17 protein-coding genes and 2 pseudogenes are annotated in these 23,320 nt (G+C 67.7%); 8 read left to right on the top strand and 11 right to left on the bottom strand.

Annotation, left to right across the window (positions count from 1 at the left end; translation table 11 throughout):
• Positions 1-5 precede the first annotated feature (5 nt).
• The 4 genes from NFL01S_RS14050 to NFL01S_RS14035 all read left to right on the top strand — a co-directional run bounded on the left by NFL01S_RS14050 (position 6) and on the right by NFL01S_RS14035 (position 3,855).
• On the top strand, positions 6-380 hold the full coding sequence (locus NFL01S_RS14050; protein WP_033245599.1) for a PLDc N-terminal domain-containing protein: 375 nt from the start codon (positions 6-8) through the stop codon (positions 378-380).
• Entirely contained in the window at positions 377-1,501 is a 1,125-nt protein-coding gene (locus NFL01S_RS14045; RefSeq protein ID WP_062975227.1) for an AI-2E family transporter, read from the top strand. Before NFL01S_RS14050 ends, NFL01S_RS14045 begins: the two co-directional genes overlap by 4 nt.
• An 88-nt stretch (positions 1,502-1,589) precedes the next feature.
• Entirely contained in the window at positions 1,590-2,015 is a 426-nt protein-coding gene (locus tag NFL01S_RS14040; RefSeq protein ID WP_062975874.1) for a DUF7144 family membrane protein, read from the top strand.
• Positions 2,016-2,145: 130 nt separating this feature from the next.
• Positions 2,146-3,855, top strand: a complete 1,710-nt coding sequence (locus NFL01S_RS14035) for a SulP family inorganic anion transporter (RefSeq protein WP_062975872.1) — start codon at positions 2,146-2,148, stop codon at positions 3,853-3,855.
• A gap of 81 nt (positions 3,856-3,936) precedes the next feature.
• Here NFL01S_RS14035 and NFL01S_RS14030 read toward each other — a convergent pair whose 3' ends face one another.
• A complete protein-coding gene (locus NFL01S_RS14030; RefSeq protein ID WP_062975224.1) occupies positions 3,937-4,170 on the bottom strand; it encodes a lipopolysaccharide assembly protein LapA domain-containing protein in 234 nt (77 codons plus the stop codon).
• A 285-nt stretch (positions 4,171-4,455) separates the two neighbouring features.
• Here NFL01S_RS14030 and NFL01S_RS14025 point away from each other — a divergent pair, with 285 nt between their 5' ends.
• Positions 4,456-6,273: an alkyl/aryl-sulfatase gene (locus NFL01S_RS14025; RefSeq protein WP_210744795.1), complete on the top strand. Its 1,818-nt coding sequence runs from the start codon at positions 4,456-4,458 to the stop codon at positions 6,271-6,273.
• A 4-nt stretch (positions 6,274-6,277) separates the two neighbouring features.
• Here the strand turns inward: NFL01S_RS14025 and NFL01S_RS14020 are convergent, their stop codons facing one another.
• From NFL01S_RS14020 to NFL01S_RS13990, 7 genes and pseudogenes are all read right to left on the bottom strand, one after another.
• Positions 6,278-6,994: a response regulator gene (locus tag NFL01S_RS14020; RefSeq protein WP_062975218.1), complete on the bottom strand. Its 717-nt coding sequence runs from the start codon at positions 6,992-6,994 to the stop codon at positions 6,278-6,280.
• Positions 6,991-9,552: pseudogene (locus tag NFL01S_RS14015) on the bottom strand (sensor histidine kinase). Before NFL01S_RS14015 ends, NFL01S_RS14020 begins: the two are co-directional and overlap by 4 nt.
• Before the next feature lie 237 nt (positions 9,553-9,789).
• Entirely contained in the window at positions 9,790-10,728 is a 939-nt protein-coding gene (locus tag NFL01S_RS14010) for a potassium-transporting ATPase subunit C (protein ID WP_062975215.1), read from the bottom strand.
• A gap of 1 nt (position 10,729) precedes the next feature.
• A pseudogene (kdpB, locus tag NFL01S_RS14005) lies at positions 10,730-12,877 on the bottom strand (potassium-transporting ATPase subunit KdpB).
• Entirely contained in the window at positions 12,877-14,547 is a 1,671-nt protein-coding gene (kdpA, locus tag NFL01S_RS14000; RefSeq protein WP_062975213.1) for a potassium-transporting ATPase subunit KdpA, read from the bottom strand. The pseudogene kdpB and the gene kdpA overlap by 1 nt, the downstream one beginning before the upstream one ends.
• On the bottom strand, positions 14,548-14,637 hold the full coding sequence (locus tag NFL01S_RS13995; protein WP_062975210.1) for a hypothetical protein: 90 nt from the start codon (positions 14,635-14,637) through the stop codon (positions 14,548-14,550). It lies immediately after the preceding gene.
• 946 nt (positions 14,638-15,583) lie between these two features.
• On the bottom strand, positions 15,584-16,909 hold the full coding sequence (locus NFL01S_RS13990; RefSeq protein WP_062975207.1) for a bifunctional o-acetylhomoserine/o-acetylserine sulfhydrylase: 1,326 nt from the start codon (positions 16,907-16,909) through the stop codon (positions 15,584-15,586).
• 263 nt (positions 16,910-17,172) lie between these two features.
• On the opposite strand from NFL01S_RS13990, the gene NFL01S_RS13985 reads away from it, so the two are divergent.
• Positions 17,173-18,396, top strand: coding sequence for a cytochrome P450 (locus tag NFL01S_RS13985; protein ID WP_062975204.1), 1,224 nt, complete (start codon positions 17,173-17,175; stop codon positions 18,394-18,396).
• Positions 18,397-18,442: 46 nt separating this feature from the next.
• Positions 18,443-19,030, top strand: coding sequence for a TetR/AcrR family transcriptional regulator (locus NFL01S_RS13980; RefSeq protein ID WP_062975870.1), 588 nt, complete (start codon positions 18,443-18,445; stop codon positions 19,028-19,030).
• A gap of 169 nt (positions 19,031-19,199) precedes the next feature.
• On the opposite strand, the gene NFL01S_RS36100 is transcribed toward NFL01S_RS13980, so the two are convergent.
• Positions 19,200-19,346, bottom strand: a complete 147-nt coding sequence (locus NFL01S_RS36100) for a transposase (RefSeq protein WP_168433904.1) — start codon at positions 19,344-19,346, stop codon at positions 19,200-19,202.
• 321 nt (positions 19,347-19,667) lie between these two features.
• Between NFL01S_RS36100 and NFL01S_RS13975 the strand changes: the two genes are divergently transcribed.
• The gene (locus tag NFL01S_RS13975) at positions 19,668-20,414 is read left to right on the top strand and encodes a maleylpyruvate isomerase family mycothiol-dependent enzyme (protein WP_062975201.1); all 747 of its coding nucleotides are present in this window, start codon (positions 19,668-19,670) and stop codon (positions 20,412-20,414) included.
• A gap of 108 nt (positions 20,415-20,522) precedes the next feature.
• Here the strand turns inward: NFL01S_RS13975 and NFL01S_RS13970 are convergent, their stop codons facing one another.
• Complete coding sequence (locus NFL01S_RS13970) at positions 20,523-22,196, bottom strand: FUSC family protein (protein ID WP_157116525.1); 1,674 nt, start codon at positions 22,194-22,196, stop codon at positions 20,523-20,525.
• A 123-nt stretch (positions 22,197-22,319) separates the two neighbouring features.
• Positions 22,320-23,282 carry a glycine betaine ABC transporter substrate-binding protein gene (locus NFL01S_RS13965; protein WP_062975196.1) on the bottom strand — a complete coding sequence of 321 codons (963 nt, stop codon included), beginning with the start codon at positions 23,280-23,282 and terminating at the stop codon, positions 22,320-22,322.
• Between the last annotated feature and the right edge of the window lie 38 nt (positions 23,283-23,320).

Genomic DNA, 23,320 nt, shown 5'->3' with positions numbered 1-23,320 from the left:
GGACCGTGTCGTTTTGGGAAGCACTCTGGCTGGTTGTGGTGAGCTTCGCGTTCATCGCGTACCTGCTGCTGCTGTTCTACATCATCGGCGACCTCTTCCGGGACCGGGAGACCTCCGGCTGGGTCAAGGCGATCTGGGTGGTTCTGCTGATCGTGCTGCCGCTACTGACCTCGCTGGTCTACCTGATCGTCCGCGGTAAGGGGATGACACAGCGGTCGATCACCGAGGCTCATCAGGTGCAGGCCGCGGAGAAGGAATACATCCAGCGCACCGCCGGCACCAATCCGGCCGCGCAGATCGCCGAGGCGAAACGGCTGCTCACCGAGGGCACGATCACCGAAGGAGAGTTCGAGCGGCTCAAGGCCAAGGCCATGTCGTGACCGCTGCGCCCCCGCCGGCCCCGCACACGGCGGGGCCGGCTCCCGGGCAGTGGGCGATTCCGCGCGGGTTGATCGTTCTGCTGGTCGCGGCGGCCACGGTGGTCGCCGTAACCGGGGCCCGCGCCTTCTCCGGTGTCCTCGGCCCGGTTTTCCTGGCGTTGATGCTGGCGATCGCCGTGCAGCCCATCCAGCAGCGGATACAGCGCAGTGGCCGGCCCGCCTGGCTGGGCATGCTCGCGGCGCTGGTGGTGGTGTATGTGATCCTGCTCGGGCTGGTCGCGGCCCTGGCCTTATCGGCGGCTCAGCTGGCCACCGCGCTACCGGATTACTCCGAGCGGTTCGCCGATCTGCTCGTGCAGGTCCAGGACCTGCTGGCGCGCTTGAATATCGACCAGGAACGGATCGATCACGCGTTGAGCAGCTTCGACCTGGGCAAACTGGTCGGACTGCTCGAGGATCTGCTGCGCGGCTTGGCGGGCGCGTTCTCGAACCTGGTCTTCGTGGTCACGTTGCTGCTGTTCATGGTGTTCGACGGAATGTCCATCGGACGCCGGATGGCTGTGCTGCGGAGTATGCGTCCCGATATCGCCCAGGCGCTGGGCTCGTTCACCTCGGGCACCCGCAAATACCTGATCGTATCCACGGTATTCGGCCTGATCGTCGCGATCCTCGACGGTGTCGCGCTGTGGCTGCTGGCGGTGCCGTTCCCGCTGCTGTGGGCGTTGCTGTCGTTCATCACCAACTACATCCCGAATATCGGCTTCGTCATCGGACTGGTACCGCCCGCGCTGCTGGCCCTGCTCGACAGCGGATGGACCCGCATGGTCTGGGTGATCGTCGTCTACTGCGTGCTCAACGTCGTGGTGCAGTCGGTGATCCAGCCGAAGTATGTCGGCGATGCGGTCGGGCTCAGTGTCACGATCACTTTTCTGTCGCTGGTGTTCTGGACGTGGGTCCTCGGCGCATTGGGTGCGCTGCTGGCCATACCGCTCACGTTGCTGGCGAAAGCGGTGCTGCTCGATATCGACCCATCGACCAGATGGATGGATGTGCTCATCGGCGAACGTGCCCCGGATCGCGGGGAACGGGCAGCGGCCGATCCGCCGCCCGCGCCGGGGTGAACGGCGCGGTTCACCCCGCCAGGGTGAGGCGGCACCGTTTCCCGAACGACGACAGTCGACGCAATCACTGCGCTCGGAAGGAGTGGAGATGACCACCGCACCGCAATACACCACCGAGACTCGCGACAGCGGCCCGCTGCGGCAGGGTTTCGCGGCGGGTGCCTCGATCGGGGCGTCCATACTGCTGCTGACGGTCGGCGTGCTGTCGGTACTGGAAGGGATCGCCGCGGTCGCCCGGGACGAATTGTTCGTTCTCGGGATCGACTACGTCTACGAATTCGATATCACCACCTGGGGCTGGATCCATATCGTGCTGGGCGCCATCCTGATAGTGGCGGCGCTCGGACTGATGACGGGTACGACCTGGGGCCGGGTGCTGGCGATCACCGTCGCGGCACTGTCGATACTGGCGAACTTCCTCTGGCTGCCCTACTACCCCTGGTGGTCGACGCTGGTCATCGCCCTGAACATCGTGGTGATCTGGGCGATCGCCACCTGGCAGCCCCGGACCTGACCCGTCCGCCGCGCGGGACCTGCCCGGCCGATCCTGTGCGTCCGGGCAGCCGCGGCCCCCTCTTCGGCGAAGGGCACGGTGAGTTGTGAGCGACGAACACACCCGGCCGCCCGGAAGCGGCGGAAGCCGGATGCGGGCTGTCGCCGCCCAGCTGTTCCCTTCCCTGCACGGGTACCGGCGTAGCTGGTTGCGGCCGGATATCGTCGCCGGCCTGACCGTCTGGGCGGTACTGGTTCCGGAAGCGCTGGCCTACGCCACGATCGCGGGCGTTCCGCCGGTGGCCGGACTGTATGCGGCGGTCCCGTCGCTGATCCTGTATGCGCTGGCCGGTAGTTCCCGGCATCTGGTGGTGGGACCGATGTCGGCGACCGCGGCATTGTCGGCCGCGCTCATCGCCCCACTGGCGGGGGCCGACGAGGGGCGCTATATCGCGCTCACCACCGCACTCGCGATCGCGACGGGCGTGGCCGGCCTGCTGGCCGGGCTGCTGCGGCTCGGGTTCATTGCCTCGTTCATCTCCGAACCGGTGCTGAAAGGGTTCATCGTCGGGCTGGCGCTGGTCATCATCATCGGTCAGGTACCCGAACTGCTCGGGATCGAGAAACACGAGGGGGATTTCTTCGAACAGCTGTGGGGCGTGCTGACCGGCCTCGGGGACACTCATTGGCGGACACTGCTGATCGGTGGCCTGAGCCTGCTGCTGGTGCTCGCCGTCAGGCGGTGGCTGCCGCTGATCCCAGGCGCATTGCTCGCGGTCCTGGCCGGAATCCTGGCAGTGGCGCTTTTCGACCTGGACGACAAGGGTGTTGCCATCGTCGGGCAGATCGACCCCGGTCTGCCGGCTCCCGGCCTGCCCGAGGCTGTGAGCTTCGGGGACTACCTCGACCTGCTGGGCCCGGCGGTCGGTGTCCTGCTGATCGGGTTCGCCGAAGGGCTGGGCGCGGCCAAAACGTACGCGGCGAAAGCCGGCTACGAAATCGACCCCAACCGGGAACTGTTCGGATTGGGTGCCGCGAACCTGGGGTCGGGCTTCACCTCCGGAATGGTGGTCAACGGCAGCCTGTCCAAAACCGCGGTGAACGGGTCGGCCGGGGCGAAGACACAGGTCAGCGGTCTGGTGGTGGCGGCGCTGACCGTGGTGACCCTGCTGTTGCTCACCGGACTGTTCGAACAGCTGCCGGAGGCCACACTGGCCGCGGTGGTGATCGCGGCGGTGATCGAACTGGTCGATATCCGCGCGTTGCGGCGACTCTACCGGGTGTGGACCGACTGGCTGGGCCATATCTACGGCCGGGTTGCCCGCGCCGATTTCGTGGCCGCGCTCGCCGCGCTGCTCGGTGTGCTGCTGTTCGACACCCTGCCGGGTCTGCTCATCGGTGTCGGGGTGGCCATCGTCCTGCTCGTCTATCGCGGCTCCCGGCCGCATATCGCGGTCCTCGGCCCCCGCGACGGATTGTGGCTGGACGTGCATCGGCACCCCGGTCTCGCGCAACGCCGGGACCAACTGGTGGTCCGTGTGGAAGCGGGGCTGTACTTCGTCAACGCCGACCATGTGCGGAGCCGGATCGAGCAGCTCTGCACCGTGCACACCCGGTTGGTGGTGCTCGACGCCGAAACCTCGCCCGCCATCGATGTCACCGCCGCGGCGATGCTGGTCGATCTCCGGGACAGCCTCGCCCACCACGGTATCGAATTCCGGATCGCCCGCTCGATCGGGCAGTTCGCGGACGAACTGGCGGCCGCGCAAACCGGCCCGCACCGCATCCCGGTCTACGCCGGTGTCACCGCCGCGACGGCCGAACCGCCACGTTCCCCGGGAACTACAGACCCGGCTCGCTGATCGAGAAACTACGGGCCTCATCGGCATGCCGTACCTCGGTAACGGCCGCACGCCCCCGGGGCGCGGGCAGTATCCGGTAACTCAGCGGCGGGCCCGGCGCCTGATCAGCAGGCCCGCGAGCGCACCGACGAGGAACATGATCAGCAGGATCAGCCACATCGGCGAACGAACGGTGACCAGCAGGAAATTGATATCCACCCGGCTGCGGTTCTGGGCGATGAACACGACGGCCAGCACGACCAGGACGGCGGCCACCCACTGGTTCACTGTGATACGAGACAGCAGTGCCGGCTTCGGTGCGTCCTGTCTTGCCATCGGATCCTCCGAACAGTGGGCTGGCGGTTCAGCCCGAGTGTGCCGCTCCGGCGGTGGATCGGACTTCACCCGCACCGGATGAATTCGCCCTAACTCCGTGGTGTCCGAGCCGGGCGACGAACTCACCCGCCGCAGGTGATACGTGCGTGTTGAGGACCGCGTTAGCGTGGGCAACGCCGGTGCTCCCGTCCCGGTTCCGGTCGACCACCGGACGGACGGGTGCTCGAACCTCCGCGCCGTACCGCTTCATCAGCCGAGACATCGCAGAGTGAGGTAACCATGACCATGCAGGTGGACTTCGACGACACCACCGATTTCGAGAATGCCGCACGGGGGTTCATCGCCGAACTCGACCCGCCGGTCGTGAAAGCCGCCGACGGGAGCGTGGTCTGGGATACCGGCGCCTACGGGTTCCTCGACGGTGACTGCCCGTCCACCGCGAACCCGAGCCTGTGGCGGCAGGCGCAACTCTGCAACAAACAAGGACTGTTCGAGGTCACCGAGGGGATCTATCAGGTACGCAACCTGGACCTGTCGAATATGACCTTCGTCGAGGGCCGCGACGGCGTCATCGTGATCGATCCGCTGATCTCGGCGGAGACCGCGGCCGCCGGGCTGGCGCTGTATCGAGCCCACCGCGGTGACCGCCCGGTCACCGGAATGATCTACACCCATTCGCACGTCGACCATTTCGGCGGGGCGCGGGGAGTGGTGCCCGAGGGGCATCCGCCGATCCCGGTTCTGGCTCCCGAGGGTTTCCTCGAGCACGCGGTGAGCGAGAACGTATACGCCGGCAATGCGATGAACCGGCGCGCGATCTTCATGTACGGCGCGGTGCTCGACAAGGCACCCGACGGGCAGATCGGCGCCGGGCTCGGAATGACCACGTCCACCGGAACCGTCACCCTGATCCCGCCGACCGTCGACATCACCCGGACCGGGCAGGAAGAAGAGATCGACGGCGTCCGAATCGTTTTCCAGCTCACCCCGGGGACCGAGGCGCCGGCCGAGATGAACTTCCTGTTCCCCGGCCGCCGCGCACTCTGTATGGCCGAGAACGCGACCCACAATATGCACAATGTGCTCACCCTGCGTGGTGCCGTGGTGCGCGATTCCCGGGTCTGGGCCCGGTACCTGGACGAGGCCATCGCCCGTTTCGGCGACAAGGCCGATATCGCCTTCGCCTCTCATCATTGGCCGACCTGGGGCCGGGAGAACTGGACGGCCTGGCTGGCCGGGCAACGGGATATGTACGCCTATCTGCACGACCAGACGTTGCGCCTGACCAACCAAGGGTTCACGGGCGCGGAAATCGCCGAGCAGTTCGAATTTCCGCCCGCGCTCGACAAACTGTGGGCCAACCGCGGCTACTACGGTTCCACCAGCCACAACGTCAAGGCGATCTATCAGCGGTACATGGGCTGGTTCGACGGGAATCCCGCGCATCTCTGGGAACATCCACCGGCCGAACTGGCGCAGCGATATGTCGCCGACTACGGCGGAATCGACGCGATCGTCGCCAAGGGGCGGCAATATGCCGCCGAGGGGGATCTCCGCTTCGCCGCCACCCTGTTGCACCATGCGGTATTCGCCGAACCGGCGCACGAGGGCGCCAAACAGGAGCTGGCGCAGGTCTACCGGCGGCTCGGCCACGGCGCCGAGAACGGCACATGGCGCAACTTCTACCTCGTCGGCGCCGAGGAACTGCGCACCGGTCCGAGTCCGATGGGGACCAGCACCGCCGGCCCGGAGATGCTGACCGCGCTGACGCTGGACATGATCGTCGACTCCCTCGCCGTCCGGATCGACGGCCCGCGCGCCGCGGCGGCCGATTTCGTCATGGACTGGGAGCTGACCGACGAGAACCGTGTGCACCGGCTGACCCTCTCCCACGGCGCTCTGACCCACCGCACGCCGACAGCGGAGACGCCGGCCCCCGGCCCCGCGGATCTCACCTTGACCCTGACCAAGGCCCAACTGCTGAGGGCGGTGAGCGGCGGCGGGTTCGAGGGAGTGACCATGAAGGGCGACGAAAGCCTGCTGCAGACATTCATCGGCCTGCTGGACACACCGGATCCGCGCTTCCCGATCGTCACCCCCTGACCGGTCACTCCCGGAAGCGGTGGCCCATCCCCGGTTCGGTGACCAGATGTTTGGGGTGGGACGGATCAACCTCCAGTTTCCGGCGCAACTGGGCCAGATAGACGCGCAGGTAATGGGTTTCGGACTGGTAGGCCGGACCCCACACCTCGCGCAGCAGCTCCTGCCGGCCCACGAGTTTCCCGCGGTTGCGCACCAGCATTTCCAGCACACCCCATTCGGTGGGGGTCAGATGGACTTCGGCGCCCGACTTGATCACCTTCTTCGCCGCCAGATCCACGGTGAACGAATCGGTGACCACCACCGGTTCGCCGGGTTCGACCGCATCCGCGGCCCGGCGCAGCGCCGCGCGTAACCGAGCGAGGAATTCGTCCATTCCGAATGGTTTGGTCACGTAGTCGTCGGCGCCGGCGTCGAGGGCGTCCACCTTGTCCGCCGAATCGGTGCGGGCGGACAGCACGATGATCGGCACCCTGGTCCAGCCGCGCAGACCCGCGAGCACCTCGATCCCATCGATATCGGGAAGCCCGAGATCGAGCACCACGACATCGGGTTTGCGTTCGGTCGCCGCCCGTAGCGCGCCCGCGCCCGTGGCCGCGGTGACCACGTCGTAGCCGCGTACCGAGAGATTGATGCGCATCGCCCGCAGGATCTGCGGTTCGTCGTCGACCACCAGCACGGTGGGTTGCTGCGCACCGTGCTCCGGCTGTGATCCGGTCTTCATGGCGAAACCTCCGTGGGCGACGTATCGGTGCGGCCGTCCACGACCGCGAGATCGACGGTGACGGTGAGCCCCCCGCCGGGAGTGGGGGCGGCGCTCACCGCGCCGCCCATGGCGTCGGCGAACCCGCGGACCACCGAGAGACCCAGCCCCAGACCGCTGGTGTTGTCCCGGTCGCCGAGCTGCTGGAACGAGTCGAAAACCCGTTCGGGATCGGCGCCGGGCAGACCCGGCCCGTGGTCGACCACCCGGACCAGGATCCGGCCGTCCACCGCCGCGGCATCGATCGTCACCTCCGATTCGGCGCCGTAGCGCAGCGCATTGTCGACGAGATTGGCCAGAATACGTTCCAGCAGATCGGGGTCGGCCTGTACCACCGTCGTCCCGACACTGACCCGCACCCGGTCGAGCGCTCCGCGGCGCGCTCCGCGCGGACTCACTCCCACGCTGACCAGCGACCGGTGCACCACCTCGTCCAGATACACCGGCCGCAACCGCGGTCGCACCACCCCCGCGGCGAGCCGGGAGGAATCGAGCAGGTTACCGACCAGCGCCGTGAGCTGATCGGCGGATTCCTCCACCGTGGCGAGCAATTCGGCCCGGTCTGCGGGGGAGAATTCGACATCGTCGGAACGAAGGCTCGAGACCGCGGCCTTGACCGCCGCCAGCGGGGTACGCAGATCGTGGCTGACCGCCGAGAGCAGATCGCGGCGCAACCGGTCGGCCTCGGCGAGTGCCGCGGCCTTGTTCGCTTCTTCCGTGAGCCGGCGTTGCTGGACCAGGCCGACGGCCTGACCCGCCACCGCCTCCAGGACCCGCCGGTCGCGGGCGCGCAGGGTCGGGCCGGACAACAGCAGCGCATACTCCCCGTCGCCGACCTCGATCGTGGTATCGGCCGCATCCGCGCGTTCGGGCGGATCCGTACCGACCGCGGCGAGCGCGCCGCGCTCGCGGTGGCGCAGGCTCACTGCCTGCTGACCGTAGGTCTGGCGCAACCTTTCCAGCAGGGCGGTCGGGTCGGCGCCGCGCAGCACCGCGCCCGCGAACAGGGTGAGCAGTTCGGCCTCCCGGGACGCCTGCCCGGCCTGTTCGGCGCGGCGCGCGGCGGTATCGACGAGGACCGCCACCGCGACCGCCACCACCAGCAGCAGGACCGCCACCCAGGAACTGTTCGGCTCCTGGATGGTGACGCTGTAGCGGGGATCGGTGAACAGGACGTTGAGCAGCAGCCCGGCGATCAACGCCGACGCGACCGCCGGTAGCACGCCGCCGAACAACGCGACCGCCAGCACGGCCACGAAATACAGCGCGCTCTCGCTCACCAGATCGAGGTAGCGGTCGAGCCAGGCGGCCAGGAGCGCGGAAATCGCCGAGGGTACGGCGAATGCGGCGATCCAGGCCGCGGTGCGGCGCGCTTTCGGACGGGGTCGCCGCCGCCGCTGCCGGCGGCCCGCGGCCTCGTGAGTGACCATATGTACGTCGATCTTGCCGGAATGCTGCACCACTTCCGCGCCGATGCCCTCGTCGAACATCCGCGCCCAGCGCGATCGGCGGGAGGTGCCGAGCACCAGCTGGGTGGCGTTGACCGTGCGGGCGAAATCGAGCAGCGCGGCCGGGACCTCGTCGCCGACGACCGTATGCAGTTCCGCACCGAGGTGCGCGGCCAGTTTCCGGACCGCCGCCATCCGCGGCGCAGCCACGCCGGTCAGTCCGTCACCGCGGACCACATGGACGACGAGCAGTTCGGCACTGGATTTCGCGGCGATCCGGCCCGCCCGCCGCACCAGCGTTTCCGATTCGCGGCCCCCGGTCACGGCAACGACCACCCGTTCCCGGGCTTCCCAGGTGGCGGTGATCCGGTGGTCGGCCCGGTATTTCGCCAGCGCCGCATCCACCTGGTCGGCCAGCCACAGCAGGGCGAGTTCGCGCAGTGCGGTCAGGTTGCCGCGCCGGAAGTAGTGCGCCAGTGCCGCATCGGCCTTCTCCGGCGCATACACATTGCCCAGCGTGATCCGCCGTTGCAGCGCTTCCGGGGTGGTATCGACCAGTTCGATCTGGTCGGCGGCGCGCACCACCGCATCGGGCACGGTCTCGTGCTGGGTGACGCCGGTGATCTGCTCGACCACATCGTTGAGACCCTCGAGATGCTAAATGTTCACGGTGGACACCACGGTGATCCCGGCGGCTAGCAATTCCTGAACATCCTCGTACCGCTTACGGTTCCGGCTGCCCGGGGTGTTGGTATGTGCCAGTTCGTCCACCAGCACCAGATCGGGCCGCCGCGCCAGGACGGCGTCCACATCCAGTTCGTATTGCACCGTGCCGCGATAGGAGATCGCGACCCGGGGGACCTGTTCGATTCCCGCCAGCAGTTCCGCGGTTTGTGCGCGGCCATGCGTCTCGACCACGGCGGCGACCACATCCTGGCCGCGCGCCAGGCGCCGGTGCGCCTCACCCAGCATCGCGAACGTTTTACCGACCCCAGGGGCTGCGCCCAGGTAGATACGCAGCTCACCTGGGGGACGGTGAGGTGTAGCGATCACGTTCGAATCATTCGACATCCTCCCGGCTGCGAACAACCGGGATTCCTGCCACGCCCCACTCCGGCATCTCGGTGGGTTCCTGCTTCACAGCACATAGCCTCCCGACGTGAAGGTCTTACATCCGCTGCACAGGCGTTTCGCCTCTCCGCCCGCCCGGCGGCGACGATACGTTCGACCGTACCAACACGGTCGGCGATGCGGGGGCCTGCTCCTGGAGGGCAGGTTTGCGCGCTGTGTTCCCCACTCACCACGCCCTCACTCGCTCGCCGCGGTGCCGGGCACGGGGTAGCGGCTGTCCAGATCGAGGTTGAGTTCGAGGACGTGGACCCGCGGTTCTCCGGCGAAACCGAGGACCCGGCCGCTGATGTGCGCCGCGACGATCTCGCGGACAGCGGCCGATTCGATACCGCGCGCCGCCGCCACCCGGTTCACCTGGATCTCGGCGTAGGCGGGCGAGATATGCGGATCCAGGCCGCTGCCGCTGCTGGTCACCGCATCCGCGGGGACCGCCGGTTCGCTGGGTGCGTCCCCGGCGATCGGCACGATCCGCCCGGTCGAATAGTCCTCGTCGTACTGTGCGCATTCCACCGGCACCCCCTGGTATTCGGTGCGGAACACCGGCGTGGGCCCGGCCCGGCGGGGTTCGTTGACGCTGACCACCCGTTCCGGAATCACCGCACCGTCCGTGGTGTAGGTACCCATGACCGAGAGCACCGCGCCGACCCCGTCCGCTGTGCAGAACGGCCGGGCACCGTCGACCCCCTCGCGCAGGCCGATCTCACGGCTGCGCGTGCAGACCTGGGTGAGCAGGCTCGGGGTGAATCCGGCCGATTCCGGGTCGGATCCGGTCGCGAGCAGGGCCGGGTCGGCGGGCGTGTCGACGATGTTCTCCGGGCCCAGATTGCTGCCGCCCGAGGCGAGGCTGTCGTAACCGTCGCCGGCCGCCGAGGGACGGCTCTGGAAGTACCAGGCGATCGGGTCGCCGTTCGGATCGGTGAACGACTGGCCGAGCAGGGAACTGCCCACGGGCCGGCCGCCGGCCTCGACGATCGAACCGTGCGATTTGTCGTGCAGCCCTGGTAACTGCCCCGCCACCCAGACGATCCCGGGGTAGGCGAAACCAGTGATCACGGTCAGTATCAGCAGCGCCCGGAGCGCGGCGGTATGCCGGCGGATCAGATCGGAGACAGGCATATCAGGACATCCCGGGTAGGTGCTGGACGATGAGGTCGATCAGTTTGATCCCGAGGAACGGCGCGATGATTCCGCCCAGCCCGTAGATCGACAGATTGCGGGCGAGCAGTTTCGCCGCGTTCCCGAGCGTGTACTGCACTCCGCGCAGGGCCAGCGGGATCAGGGCCACGATCACCAGCGCGTTGAAGATCACCGCCGACAGGATCGCCGACTGCGGACTGGCCAGCCGCATGATGTTCAGCAGATCCAGCCCCGGGAACAGCCCGACGAACAATGCGGGGATGATCGCGAAGTACTTGGCGATATCGTTGGCGATCGAAAAGGTGGTCAGCGCTCCGCGGGTGATGAGCAGCTGTTTGCCGATCTCGACGATGTCGATCAGTTTGGTCGGATCGGAATCGAGATCGACCATGTTCCCGGCCTCTTTGGCGGCCGAGGTACCGGTATTCATCGCGACCCCGACATCGGCCTGCGCGAGAGCGGGCGCGTCGTTGGTGCCGTCGCCGGTCATCGCGACCAGCCGCCCGCCTTCCTGTTCCCGCCGGATCAACGCCAATTTGTCCTCGGGCGTGGCCTCGGCCAGGAAATCGTCCACGCCGGCTTCGTCGGCGATCGCTTTGGCGGTACGCGGGTTGTCACCGGTGATCATGACCGTGCGGATGCCCATCCGGCGCATTTCCGCGAAACGGTCCCGCATCCCCTGTTTCACCACATCCTCGAGGCGGATCACGCCGAGAACCCGAGCCCGGCCGTCGCGGATCTCACCGACGACGAGCGGGGTGCCGCCCCCTTCCGAGATACCGTCGACGACCGTATCGAGTTCCGCCGGTACCGCACCGCCGTTGCTGCGGATCCACTGCGCCACCGAATTCGCGGCGCCCTTGCGCAACCGGACACCGTCGATATCCACCCCGGACATTCGGGTGGCCGCGGTGAACGGCACCCATTCGGCGTGCGCGAGTTCGCCCGGGGTGCGTTCGCGCAGCCCGTAGACATCCTTCGCGTACACCACGATGGACCGGCCCTCGGGTGTCTCGTCGGCGAGACTGGACAGCTGCGCCGCATCGGTCAGCTCCTGTTCGCCGGCCCCGGACAGCGGTACGAATTGTGTGGCCTGCCGGTTACCGAGGGTGATCGTGCCGGTTTTGTCCAGCAGCAGCGTGTTCACATCACCCGCGGCTTCGACGGCCCGGCCGGACATGGCCAGGACGTTGCGCTGCACCAGCCGGTCCATCCCCGCGATACCGATGGCCGACAGCAAGGCGCCGATGGTCGTCGGGATCAAGCACACCAGCAGGGAGACGAGCACGATCCCGGTGATCCCGTAGTTGCCGAGGGCGAGACTGTCGGGTACGCCGGGATTGTTGTTCTCCGCGTAGATCGCCATCGGCTGCAGGGTGACCACCGCGACCACGAAGATCAGCGTGACCGCGGCCAGCAGGATATTCAGTGCGATCTCGTTCGGGGTCTACTGCCGGGCGGCGCCCTCCACCAGCGCGATCATCTTGTCGATGAAACTCTGGCCCGGTTCCTGCGTGATACGCACGATGATCCGGTCCGACAGCACCGTGGTGCCGCCGGTGACCGCCGACCGGTCGCCGCCGGATTCCCGGATCACGGGTGCGGATTCGCCGGTGATGGCAGATTCGTCCACCGAGGCGATCCCTTCCACCACATCGCCGTCGCCGGGAATCATCTGCCCGGCCTCGACGACGACATGGTCGCCGCGGCGTAATTGCGGCGCGGCAATGGGTTCCTCGGTGGGCGCGGCACCGGGGGCCCAGTCGACCAGCCGGCGGGCGGCGGTATCGGCCTTGGCGCGGCGCAGGGTATCGGCTTGGGCCTTACCGCGTCCCTCGGCCAGCGCCTCGGCGAAGTTGGCGAACACCACGGTGAGCCACAGCCAGACGACGATCGCCCAGGCGAAGAAACTCGGATCGGCGATCGCGAGCACCGTCGCCCAGACCGCGCCGAGCTCGACGATGAACATCACCGGATTGCGCCACAGGGTGCGCGGATCCAGTTTGCGCACCGCCTGCGGTAGCGAGGTCAGCAGCATCTGCGGATCGAGCAGACCACCGCGGACCCGGCTCTTCGCATGCAGCGGCGCTGCGGGCACGGGATCGGATTCGATGGTGGGAGCGGACATCAGTGAAGTCCTTCGGCGAGCGGCCCGAGCGCCAGCGCGGGCAGAAAGGTGAGAGCGACCAGGATTACGGTGACCCCGGCGACCAGACCGACGAATTGCGGCCGATGCGTCGGCAGGGTTCCCGCCGACGCGGGTGTGGTGCGTTGTTTCGCGAGAGAACCGGCCAGGGCCAGCACCAGGATCATCGGGAGAAACCGGCCGAAGAGCATGGCCAGGCCGAGGGCGGTGTTGAACCATTCGGTATTTCCGGACAGGCCCGCGAAGGCGGAGCCGTTGTTGTTGCCGGCCGAGGTGAAGGCGTACAGCACCTCGGACAGGCCGTGTGGTCCGGGATCCTGGATCGAGGCGCGCTGCCCCGGCATCGCCATGGCCAGCGCGGTCCCGGTCAGTACGATCACCGGCGTCACCAGGAAATAGGCGGCAGCCAACTTGATCTCGCGGGGAGTGATCTTCTTCCCGAGATATTCCGGGGTACGCCCGACCATCAGTCCGGCGACGAACACCGTGATCAGCGCCAGCACGAGCATGCCGTACAGGCCCGAGCCGACGCCGCCGGGCGCCACCTCGCCGAGCTGCATGTTGAACATGAGCATCATGCCGCCGAGGCCGGTGTAGGAATCGTGCATCGAATCCACCGCGCCGGTGGAGGTGAGAGTGGTGGCGGCGGCGAATGTCGCCGAATTCGCCACGCCGAACCGCTGTTCGACGCCTTCCATGGATGCCCCGACCGCGGCCGGCACGGTGCCGTGGTGCTGGAGCTGGAAAACGCTGACCGAGCTGACGCTGACCAGTGCGAGCACGGTCATGACGGCGGCGATCGCACAGCCCTGTTTGCGGCTGTCGACCATGCGGCCGAAGGTGCGGGGCAACGAGAACGCGAGCACCGTGAGCAGGAAGATCTCCACCCAGTTGGTCCACGCTGTGGGGTTCTCGAACGGGTGCGCGGAATTCGCATTGAACGGGCCGCCGCCGTTGGTACCGAGATCCTTGATGGCCTCCTGGCTCGCGATGAGCCCGCCGGGCAGATTCTGCCGGACTCCACCGAGTGTGGTGACCACCTGATCGTTGAGGTGGACGTTCTGGATCACCCCGCCGGCTATCAGCACAATCGCCGCCACCGTCGAGATGGGTAGCAGAATGCGCAGCGTACCGCGCGCCAGATCGACCCAGAAGTTCCCGAGGGTGCCGCCGCGTGAACGCGCCAGGCCGCGGACGACGGCCATGGCGACGGCCATCCCGACCGCGGCGGAAACGAAATTCTGTACGGTCAGCCCCGCGGCCTGGGCCAGCGGGCCCAGCGTGGACTCGCCCGGATAGTTCTGCCAGTTGGTGTTGGTGACGAAGCTGGCGGCGGTGTTCCAGGCCAGGGCGGCGGTCATCGGGGTGGCTGACTCGTCCGGGAACAACGGCAGTTTGTGCTGCACCGCCAGCAGGACGAACAGGAAGACCATGCTCACCGCGGAGAAGGCGAGGACGCTACGGGCATAACCACCCCAGGTCTGCTCGCGGTCCGGGTCGGCGCCGACCAACCGGTAGAGCCCGCGTTCGAAGCGGGAATGGGTGGTGCGCGTGTAGACGCGGTACATATAGTCCCCCAGCGGCACATGTACCGCGGCCAGCGCTGCCACCAGCGTGCCGAGGAACAGCACACCCGCGATGGTTGTACTCACTCAGAACCTCTCGGGAAACAGCAGGGCGGCCACCATCAATCCGATGACCACGACGGCCAGGACCAGGCCCACGGCATTGACGATGTTCACAGTCGCTCCGCCATCCGCTGTACGAACCCGAGCACACCGAATACCGCGACCGTGACCAGGAGATAGGCCAGGATCGACACGTCCGCCTCCATTCCGGAACCGTGGGCAGCGCGACGCAGCCGAACGACTGCGGCTGCCCAACCGGGTCGAAACTACGAGTCGCCGGCCTCGGTACCCAGCTCGTTGACGAGTCCTTTACGCCCTCCGCCTCCGCCTTGACGTCTTCCTTGCGCGCCGTCCGGGCGGCTGCGGTACAGGCGACGAAGAACGGCCTGCTCCGGCCGCCGGTGCGTAGCTTGCTCGGGATGCGGGTGAGGGCCTGCTCCGGCCGCGAAGGCGCGGTCCGCGCCCGACAGGGCGCGTGGCGGCTATCCGGGATGAGCGCGCGGTGCGCCGGCGGATCGCTGCCCGGTTCGGCCGTGGGTGCGGTAAACCGTCGCAGGAGGGCCTGCGGGGCGCCGGACGGTGACGCGCGAAGTCGATGTGGAGCTGTGTCCGGCGAATCGGCGCGCGAACCGGGTCCAGCGCGCACTCTGAAGGGAGGCTTCACGCAAAGAATGTCCGCCGGCCGGGACGATCCCGGCCCTGCACTCGGAGGACCGCGTTCATGCACCCGTTCGCCTATACGCCCGCCGAATTGGCCGACGCCATCATCCTGGCCGTGCGTTGCGTACTGCATGTGTATTCGTCGGGTACGCCGTGCGTCCCGATATGAGCGGCTCACCGGAGACCGCCCGGGCCGCAGGCGGGGACCGGCCACCGGTGTGAACGCGTCCGGTCCGGTCCGGAGGACGCCCGGACGGCCGCCATCGGGCCCCGGCCGGGACTCCGGGCCGGTGACCCCGTCGTGGCTGCGGCGCCGGCCGGCCGGTGGTGACAGCAAAAAGCCGGACCCGCCCGTGGGCGAGGTCCGGCTCTCCGGTTCTCGACAGCCGGGTGGCCGGGATCAGCCGGCCGCGGCCGCGAACCCCGCGCGCAGATCGGCGAGGATATCGTCGATTCCCTCGATACCGACCGCCAGCCGGACCAGACCGGGCGTAACGCCCGAGCTGATCTGCTCCTCGGGCGTCAGCTGGGAATGTGTGGTCGAGGCCGGGTGGATCACCAGCGAGCGCACATCACCGATATTGGCGACGTGGCTGTGCAGGGTGAGCGCGTCGACGAATTTCTTCCCCGCATCCACGCCGCCGGCCAGTTCGAAGGAGATCACCGCGCCGGTGCCCTTCGGCGCGAGCTGCTTACCGCGCTCGTACCAGGGCGACGACGGCAGACCGGCGTACGACACCGAGGTGACCTCCGGTCGTTCGGTGAGGAATTCGGCGACGGCCTGAGCGTTCTGAACATGCCGTTCCATCCGCAGGCTCAGGGTTTCCAGGCCCTGGCTGATCAGGAACGCATTGAACGGAGCGACCGCCGGGCCGAGGTCACGCAGCAGCTGGACCCGGGCTTTGAGCGCGAACGCCGGTGCGCCCAGATCGGCGAATACGGCGCCGTGGTAGCTCGGATCCGGTTCGGTGAATCCGGGGAAGCGGGGGCCGTCTTCGGTCCGCACGGTCCAGTCGAAGGTGCCGCCGTCGACGATTGCGCCCGCGATGGCAGCACCATGACCGCCCAGATATTTCGTCGCCGAATGGACGACGATATCGGCGCCGTGCGCCAGGGGCTGGATCAGATACGGGGTGGCGACGGTGTTGTCGACGATAAGCGGGATACCGGCGGCGTGTGCCACCTCGGCGATACCCGGGATATCGAAGATATGGTTCTGCGGGTTGGACACCGTCTCCCCGTAGAGGGCCTTCGTATTCGGGCGGATTGCCTCGCGCCACTGGCCGAGATCGTCGGGTTCGTCGACGAACGACACCTCGATACCCAGTTTGGGCAGGGTGTAGTGCAAGAGGTTGTAGGTGCCGCCGTAGAGCCGCGGACTGGAGACGATGTGGTCACCGGCACCGGCGAGGTTGAGGATCGCCAGGGTTTCGGCGGCTTGCCCCGACGACAGCACGAGTGCGGCCACGCCGCCTTCGAGGGCCGCGATCCGCTGCTCCACCGCGTCCTGGGTCGGATTCATGATCCGGGTGTAGATATTGCCGGGTTCGGCCAGGCCGAAGAGCGCGGCCGCATGCTCGGTATCGCGGAAGGTGTAGGACGTGGTCTGGTAGATCGGCAGGGCGCGGGCATTGGTGGTGCCGTCGGGAACCTGGCCCACGTGGATCTGCTTGGTCTCGAAGCTCCAGCCGTCGGCAGGATTCGGCGGCGGGGTGGAATCGGTCATCGCGATGTCCTTCTGTATGGGTCGGGAACGGTCAAGCGTACTTTCCGGCTGCCTCGGCCGGGATACGCCGTTGCGGCCCGCCGAGGTTATGGGCGTTCCACCTGCGGGTGCCAGGGTTTATTTCGGGGTGATCCCAACTATGCCCCTCCTCTCCGGTCGACGGGAGGGCTTCACTCCCCCCGGGAGGTATGTGGATTGCTCCCGAGCGTTCTCGATCGAACGATTTGTCAGACAAAGTGATGATTTTGTCTTATTGTTGTGACATGACGGGTCGGACGTATCAGGGCGAGGCATATTTCGAGTTGCGCTCGGGGGAGACGTGGCGGTCGCCGTGGGCGATGTACGCCGGTTTGCGGGAGCACGACCCGGTACATCGGGTCGTTCCCCCCGGACACCCGGCGGACGACTACTGGGTGCTCACCCGGCACGAGCACGTGTACGCGGCAGCGCGCGATGTCGCCACCTTCTCGTCGGGGCAGGGGCTGACTGTGGAGTACGGCGAACTCGAGAAGATCAACCTCACCGCCAACCCGCCGATGGTGATGCAGGATCCACCCGAGCACACCGAGTTCCGCAAACTGGTGGCCGCGGGTTTCACGCCGCGGCAGGTGGCGGAGGTGGAACCCGTGGTCCGCCGGTTCGTCAGGGAGCGGCTGGACGGGCTGGCCGATCAGGGCGGCGGCGATATCGTCGCCGACCTCTTCAAACCTCTGCCGACCATGGTGGTGGCCTACTACCTGGGTGTTCCGGAGGAGGACCGGCCGCTCTTCGACGGTTGGACCGATGCCGTCGTCGCGGCGAGTACCCAGCGCACCGCGGATGCGCAGGCGGCGTCGATGCAGATGCTGGGCTATTTCGCCGAACTGATCAAACGGCGGCGCACCGACCCGGGCGACGATACCGTCTCTCTGCTGGTGCAGGCCGGGATGGCGGCCGACGATACCGATGCGAACGGACTGGTGCAGATCCTGGCCTACACCTGGACCATGGTCTCCGGCGGAAACGACACCACCACCGGGCTCCTGGGCGGTGCCGTTCAACTGTTGCAGCAGCACCCCGAGCAGCGGGCCGCGCTCGCCGCCGACCCCGAACAGATCCGGCCGGCGATCGAGGAATTCGCCCGGCTCACCTCTCCGGTGCAGGGGCTGGCCCGCACCACGACGCGCGATGTGGAGCTGAACGGCCGGACGATCCCGGCGGGCCGTAAAGTGCTCCTGGTGTACGGCTCGGCGAACCGCGACGAACAGGCCTTCGGCGCCGATGCGGCGGAACTCGATATCGAGCGCAATCCGCAACGCATCATGACTTTCGGTCACGGCCCGCATCACTGCCTCGGCGCGGCCGCCGCCCGGATGCAGGCGCGGGTGGCGCTGGAAGAACTGCTCGACCGTTTCCCGGAGTACCAGGTGGATATCGACGCCGTCACCTACGCTCCCGGGCCGTATGTCCGGCGCCCCACCAGTGTTCCGTTCCGGTGTGCGGCATGAGCGTGCCGGACTCGGTGCGGCGGAGCGCCGGTGTGCGGGGCGGCGCATGAGTGGTGACTGGCTTGCCGGTGGGCGAAGCGAACTGGCGGCGGAGCGAATTCTGGATGCCGTCCGGGCCCTGGTGATCGACAAGGGCGCCGGAACGGTCGGTATGGCCGAGATCGCCGAGGCCGCAGGGTGTTCGCGCGCGACGCTCTACCGGTATTTCGACAGCCGGCAGTCGTTGTACGTGGCCTTCGCCGGACGTGAGGCGACCCAGCTGATCGAACGGGTCTGGCGGGACCAGCAATTGGAGGGCCCCGACCGGGCCGAACAGCTCCTGGACGGAATCACCGCCACGCTGGCCGAAACCCGGAAAACTCCCCATCTGGCGGTCTGGTTCGAACCGGCGAATGCGGGAATCGTGGCCCGATTGGCGGATTCGTCGGCGGTGATCGACGCCCTCGTCACCGCGTTCGTCTCACGGTTCCGGCCCGATCTGCCGCCCGCCGCGGTGCAACGGCTGGGCCGGTGGGCGGTGCGGATCATGGTGTCACTGCTGACGCTGCCGCCCGCGGACGAGGCCGAGGAGCGCGCCCTGCTGAGCGATTTCCTGCTGCCGTTCCTGCTGGACTCGCGGCTGCCGATCGGCTGAACCGGTCTCATCCGAGTTCGACTTCACCGGAGTGCGGGGGCTGGGTGTGCTGACCCTGAAGATCGTGCTTTTCCCCGAACCTTACGAGCCGCACCGGCGGCGGATCGAGTCGTGGTCGCCGACCTGCTGTGGCTCTCGACTTCCTCCCGAACCTGAAGGACAAACCTTGTTACGCCTTCTTCAACCGGCGTTCGGCCTGCTGCAGAAACCGCGGACTGTCGATCTTCGCCCCATTCGAAAAGACCGCGAACCTCGACAACCCCAGATCGATACCCACCGCGGAATCGACCTCCGGCAGCGACCGATCCTCGACCACGACCACGAACGACGCGAAATACCGCCCTGCCGAATCCTTGCGATCGTGACCGGCGACGGATCCGACGGCAGCTTCCTTGACCAGGCCACTTTCAGTTCACCGACCTCGGCCACAGACAGCGTACGGTTCGGCCGTAGGCTGAGAACCCGTGACCGGTGAGCCGGATCGCTTGCCGATGGCCCTTCCGGGAACGCAACCGCGGTTTGCCGAGTGCCGGGCCTTGACGTGGATGTAGGCAATGCCGCAAATCGTATCGGCGCGGGCGACCACCGCGGAGCCGAGCGGATCCTCAGTGTCGGTGGCCTGCGGTAGCTTGACGCCATGAGTGCGCTTTCCGGTCTCGATTTTCCGCTGCTGCTTTCCGATTTCCAGGGCGAGTTCCTCGCTTCGATTCCCGACGCCGATCCGGCGGCGGTCGTTCCGGCGTGCGGCGATTGGACGGTCCGCGAACTCGTCGAACATCTCGCGTTCGTGCATCACTGGGCGGCGGCGAATGCGCGCGCCGAGAAGGCGACGCGGCTGGGCGAGGGTCCGTTCGACCTGGCCGACCACTACGCCGGCTGTGCCACCGAGTTACGCGAAACCCTCGCCGCACTGGATCCGGCGGCGACCGCCCGCATCCTGGCCTACCCGGAGCCGATGGGCGAAGGGCCGGTATCGTTCTGGCATCGTCGGCAGGTCCACGAAACCCTCGTACACGGCCATGATCTGCGCGCTGCGATCGCGGGCAAGGCCGCACTGGGCCTGATGCGGGCCTTGCCGGAGGTCTGGGCGGACGCCGTGGACGAGGTGGTCACGGTTTTCCATCCCCGCCAGGTGGGTATCGGCCGGAGGGAACCGCTGCCGTACCCGCTCGCCCTGGTGGCCACAGATCTCGAACCGGCCCCGGGCTGGGTGCTCGGCGGCGCGGGCCACGATATCGACGAGGTGCCGCTGCGGGTTTCGGGTAGCGCCGAGGGACTGGCGCTGCTGCTGTGGGGCCGGATCACCCTGGACGAGGCGGAGCTGACCGTCGACGGTGATCGGGCCGATCTGGAGACGCTGCTACGGGAACCGATCGTTCCCTGAGAGCTCGGGCGCCACGGTCCGGGATCCGAGAGGGGATACGCCGGTGCAGGTCCGGGGCTCATCTGGCTGGTTCCGGCGTACGTGTGGGGCCCGCGCCCACCGAGCCGGTTACGCCAGCTCCGTGAGACTGCGGGACCACTGGTCCAGCCGTTGCCGATCGACAGGCGCGTCCGGCGGCAACTCGGCGGCGAGGACCTGGTGACCCAGTCGGCGGATGCGCTGGTGGCGAATCCAATGCGTGCGCATCCACTCGGGTTCGTTGTGCGCGGCGTCGAGTGCGCCGAGCGTCGACCCCATCAGTTCGAATTCCAGCTCCCGCCGCACCTCGGGGAATGCGGTGCGCTGGGGCGGGGGTGAGGCCATGAGCCGCAGCAGCCGGTCGAGTACTTCGAGGATCCGTTGATCGTTGCGCAACAGCACCCGCCGGTGCGCGCGGCGATCCATCGACCACAGCACCGCCAGGCCGATCAGCACACCGAGGGCGCTCTCGAGCAGCCGGTCGAGGACCACGGGGACCATATCGCCGTAGCGGCCGCCACCACCCATCAGCAGAGCCAGCGGGGTGATGAACACGACGGCCAGCCCGTAGTTGCGGGCGACGAGCGTTTCGATCGCGAACTGCAACGACATCAAGATCAGTACCAGGAACCAGGCACGTGGTTCGAGAGCGTAGAGGCCCGCGAACAGCACCAATCCGAGTGCGGTTCCACCGATACGGTGCACACCTCGATAGGTGCCGCGAACCCGGTCCGGTCCCTGGTGCAACAGCACCGTGACCGTGACCACCGCCCAGTCGGGGCGTCCCAGATCGAGCGCGACGGTCAGGCTGCCGGCCAGCAGCGCCGCGATCGCGATCCGGTTCGCCGACACCACGGCATGGCTGTCCGGCGATACCGAGCGCAGTAGCCGGTACCGCAACGACGGACGCGGTGTCGGGGCCGGCCTGCCGGTGTCGAAGAGCAGATCCGATGCGTTGTCACCGGTGTGATTGCGGTGCAATGCCGCGGCGAACGCGCGCTGGGCGTGGCGGAGCTCGTCCACCGCGCCGTTCGCACCCGGCCCGGTGCGCCGGGCGTCGTCGAGCAGTGCCCATGCCGTCTGCACTTTCATCGCGGTGGCATAGCGGGCGCCGGCGGTGTCGGCAGCGGCGGGGTCGAGCGCGGCGTAGTCGTCCACCGCCGCGACCGCATCCGTCACCGCCCGCTGTTCGGGCGGATCGGCACGGGTGAGCACGGCCGACATGCCGACGATCAGCGCACTGAGACCCCCGATGGCGGTCCACAGCCCCACTTCCCCGGCCGGCACCCCGTGTCCGGTGATGAGCGCGCCGACACCGGCGGCGAGAACGAAAAAGAACCCGCCCGGCGGGCCGAGACGTAGCGCCGAATTGACGAAGGTGCCCGCCACCGCGACCACCGACATCAACACCACCAGGGCCAGCTGCCACCAGTGCGACCCGCCGGCGGCGAGCCGGGTCTGGATCAATTCCCCGGTGAGTCCGCCGGCGAACGCCGCAAGCATCAGCGACAGCGCGGCCGCGCCGATCACACGCCACCGGCGCCGGTAGACCTGCCCCTCGCCGAAGATCACCGCCAGGGCGCCCATCGCCGCCATCAGACCCTGCTGTTCGTGCCCCAGCGCTACCGCGACCAGAGCCGGTGCGCCGAAGGCCACCGCGGCCCGGACGGCTCCGGGAAACCGGCGGCCCGCGGGCGGTAATCCGAAAAGCACCGATCTGGCCGGTGCGGGAGACGGTATCTGCGGGCCGTCCGGGGCAACCAATTCACCGCCTCCTAGCTGTCGTATCGCCGCGCCGGCCGATCCGTGGTCCACTGTCCCGAACAGTCCGGTCACTCCGCCGAGGGCTAGTACCGGCCTGTCACTCCACTGAGGCGAATCGGCCTGTCACTCCGCCGTGACGAAGCCGTTCTCGACCATCCAGTCCCGCGCGACCTCCGCAGGTTCGCGCCCCTCCACATCGACCAGACGGTTCAGTTCGGTGATCGACTCGTTGGTCAGCAAGCGCGAAATGGGGGTCATGATCGTGGTGACCTCCGGGTGCGCGTCGGCGAATTCCGTGCGCATCACCAGCGCAGCATTGTACTTCGGGAAGAATGCGCGATCATCGGCCAGCAGGACCAGGTCGAGAGCGGGGATCCGGCCGTCGGTGGCCGCGACCGAACCGAACGCGCACTGGCGGGCATCGGCGGTCGCCTGGAAGACGACGGCGTCCTGGACGATTCTTTTGGTCACCTGGCTTTCGTCGATACCGTAGGCGCGGGCCATCCCCGGATAGCCGTCCTGACGCACATTGAATTCGGTGCCGACGCAGGTGGCGGCCGCGGCCGGGTCGGTGGCGACGAGTTCGGCGTAATCCGACAGCGACCAGACGCCGGTGCTTTCGGCGGTGCGCCGGGCGGTGGCCAGCGCGTAGGTGTTGTTCATCGGTGCCATCGCCGCCCAGGTCATCCCGTGGGCCGCGCGGTCGGCATCGCGGACCGCCTCGAACTGGCCCTGTTCGTCCGGGACCGGTGTTTCGTTGCCCAGATAGTTGACCCAGCCCGTTCCGGTGTAGTCGTAGGCGATATCGATCTGCCCGCTGAGCTGGGCGTCGCGCAAACTGTTGGAGCCCTGGATATTCGTCAGATCGCGTACCTCGGCTCCGGCGGCGACCAGCGCGAATTCGATGATGTAGCCGAGTATCTGTTGTTCGGTGAAATCTTTGGACCCCACCGTGACCGGGACACCCTCGAGCGCGGGCACCGGCCGGATACTGCCGGGACCCACCTGCAGCGGCACCGCACTACCCGATTGCAGACCGCAACCCGCGAGCACGACGACGGCGGCGAGCAACAGAACACGCAGCATGTGGAGGCGGCCGGTCCTGCCCACCCGGCCTGACGCAT

It is taken from the genome of Nocardia flavorosea NBRC 108225 (genome assembly GCF_001613385.1).
In the GTDB taxonomy this organism is placed as follows: domain Bacteria; phylum Actinomycetota; class Actinomycetes; order Mycobacteriales; family Mycobacteriaceae; genus Nocardia; species Nocardia flavorosea.
The sequence above is the reverse complement of the archived record's forward strand: the minus strand, read 5'-3'. Positions and strand labels throughout refer to the sequence as shown.

Coding starts and splice junctions, on each gene's coding strand:
- NFL01S_RS14040 (WP_062975874.1), top strand. CDS start 1,590: ATGACCACCGCACCGCAATACACCACCGAGACTCGCGACAGCGGCCCG.
- NFL01S_RS14035 (WP_062975872.1), top strand. CDS start 2,146: ATGCGGGCTGTCGCCGCCCAGCTGTTCCCTTCCCTGCACGGGTACCGG.
- NFL01S_RS14030 (WP_062975224.1), bottom strand. CDS start 4,170: ATGGCAAGACAGGACGCACCGAAGCCGGCACTGCTGTCTCGTATCACA.
- NFL01S_RS14025 (WP_210744795.1), top strand. CDS start 4,456: ATGCAGGTGGACTTCGACGACACCACCGATTTCGAGAATGCCGCACGG.
- NFL01S_RS14020 (WP_062975218.1), bottom strand. CDS start 6,994: ATGAAGACCGGATCACAGCCGGAGCACGGTGCGCAGCAACCCACCGTG.
- NFL01S_RS14010 (WP_062975215.1), bottom strand. CDS start 10,728: ATGCCTGTCTCCGATCTGATCCGCCGGCATACCGCCGCGCTCCGGGCG.
- NFL01S_RS13990 (WP_062975207.1), bottom strand. CDS start 16,909: ATGACCGATTCCACCCCGCCGCCGAATCCTGCCGACGGCTGGAGCTTC.
- NFL01S_RS13985 (WP_062975204.1), top strand. CDS start 17,173: ATGACGGGTCGGACGTATCAGGGCGAGGCATATTTCGAGTTGCGCTCG.
- NFL01S_RS13980 (WP_062975870.1), top strand. CDS start 18,443: ATGAGTGGTGACTGGCTTGCCGGTGGGCGAAGCGAACTGGCGGCGGAG.
- NFL01S_RS13975 (WP_062975201.1), top strand. CDS start 19,668: ATGAGTGCGCTTTCCGGTCTCGATTTTCCGCTGCTGCTTTCCGATTTC.
- NFL01S_RS13965 (WP_062975196.1), bottom strand. CDS start 23,282: ATGCTGCGTGTTCTGTTGCTCGCCGCCGTCGTCGTGCTCGCGGGTTGC.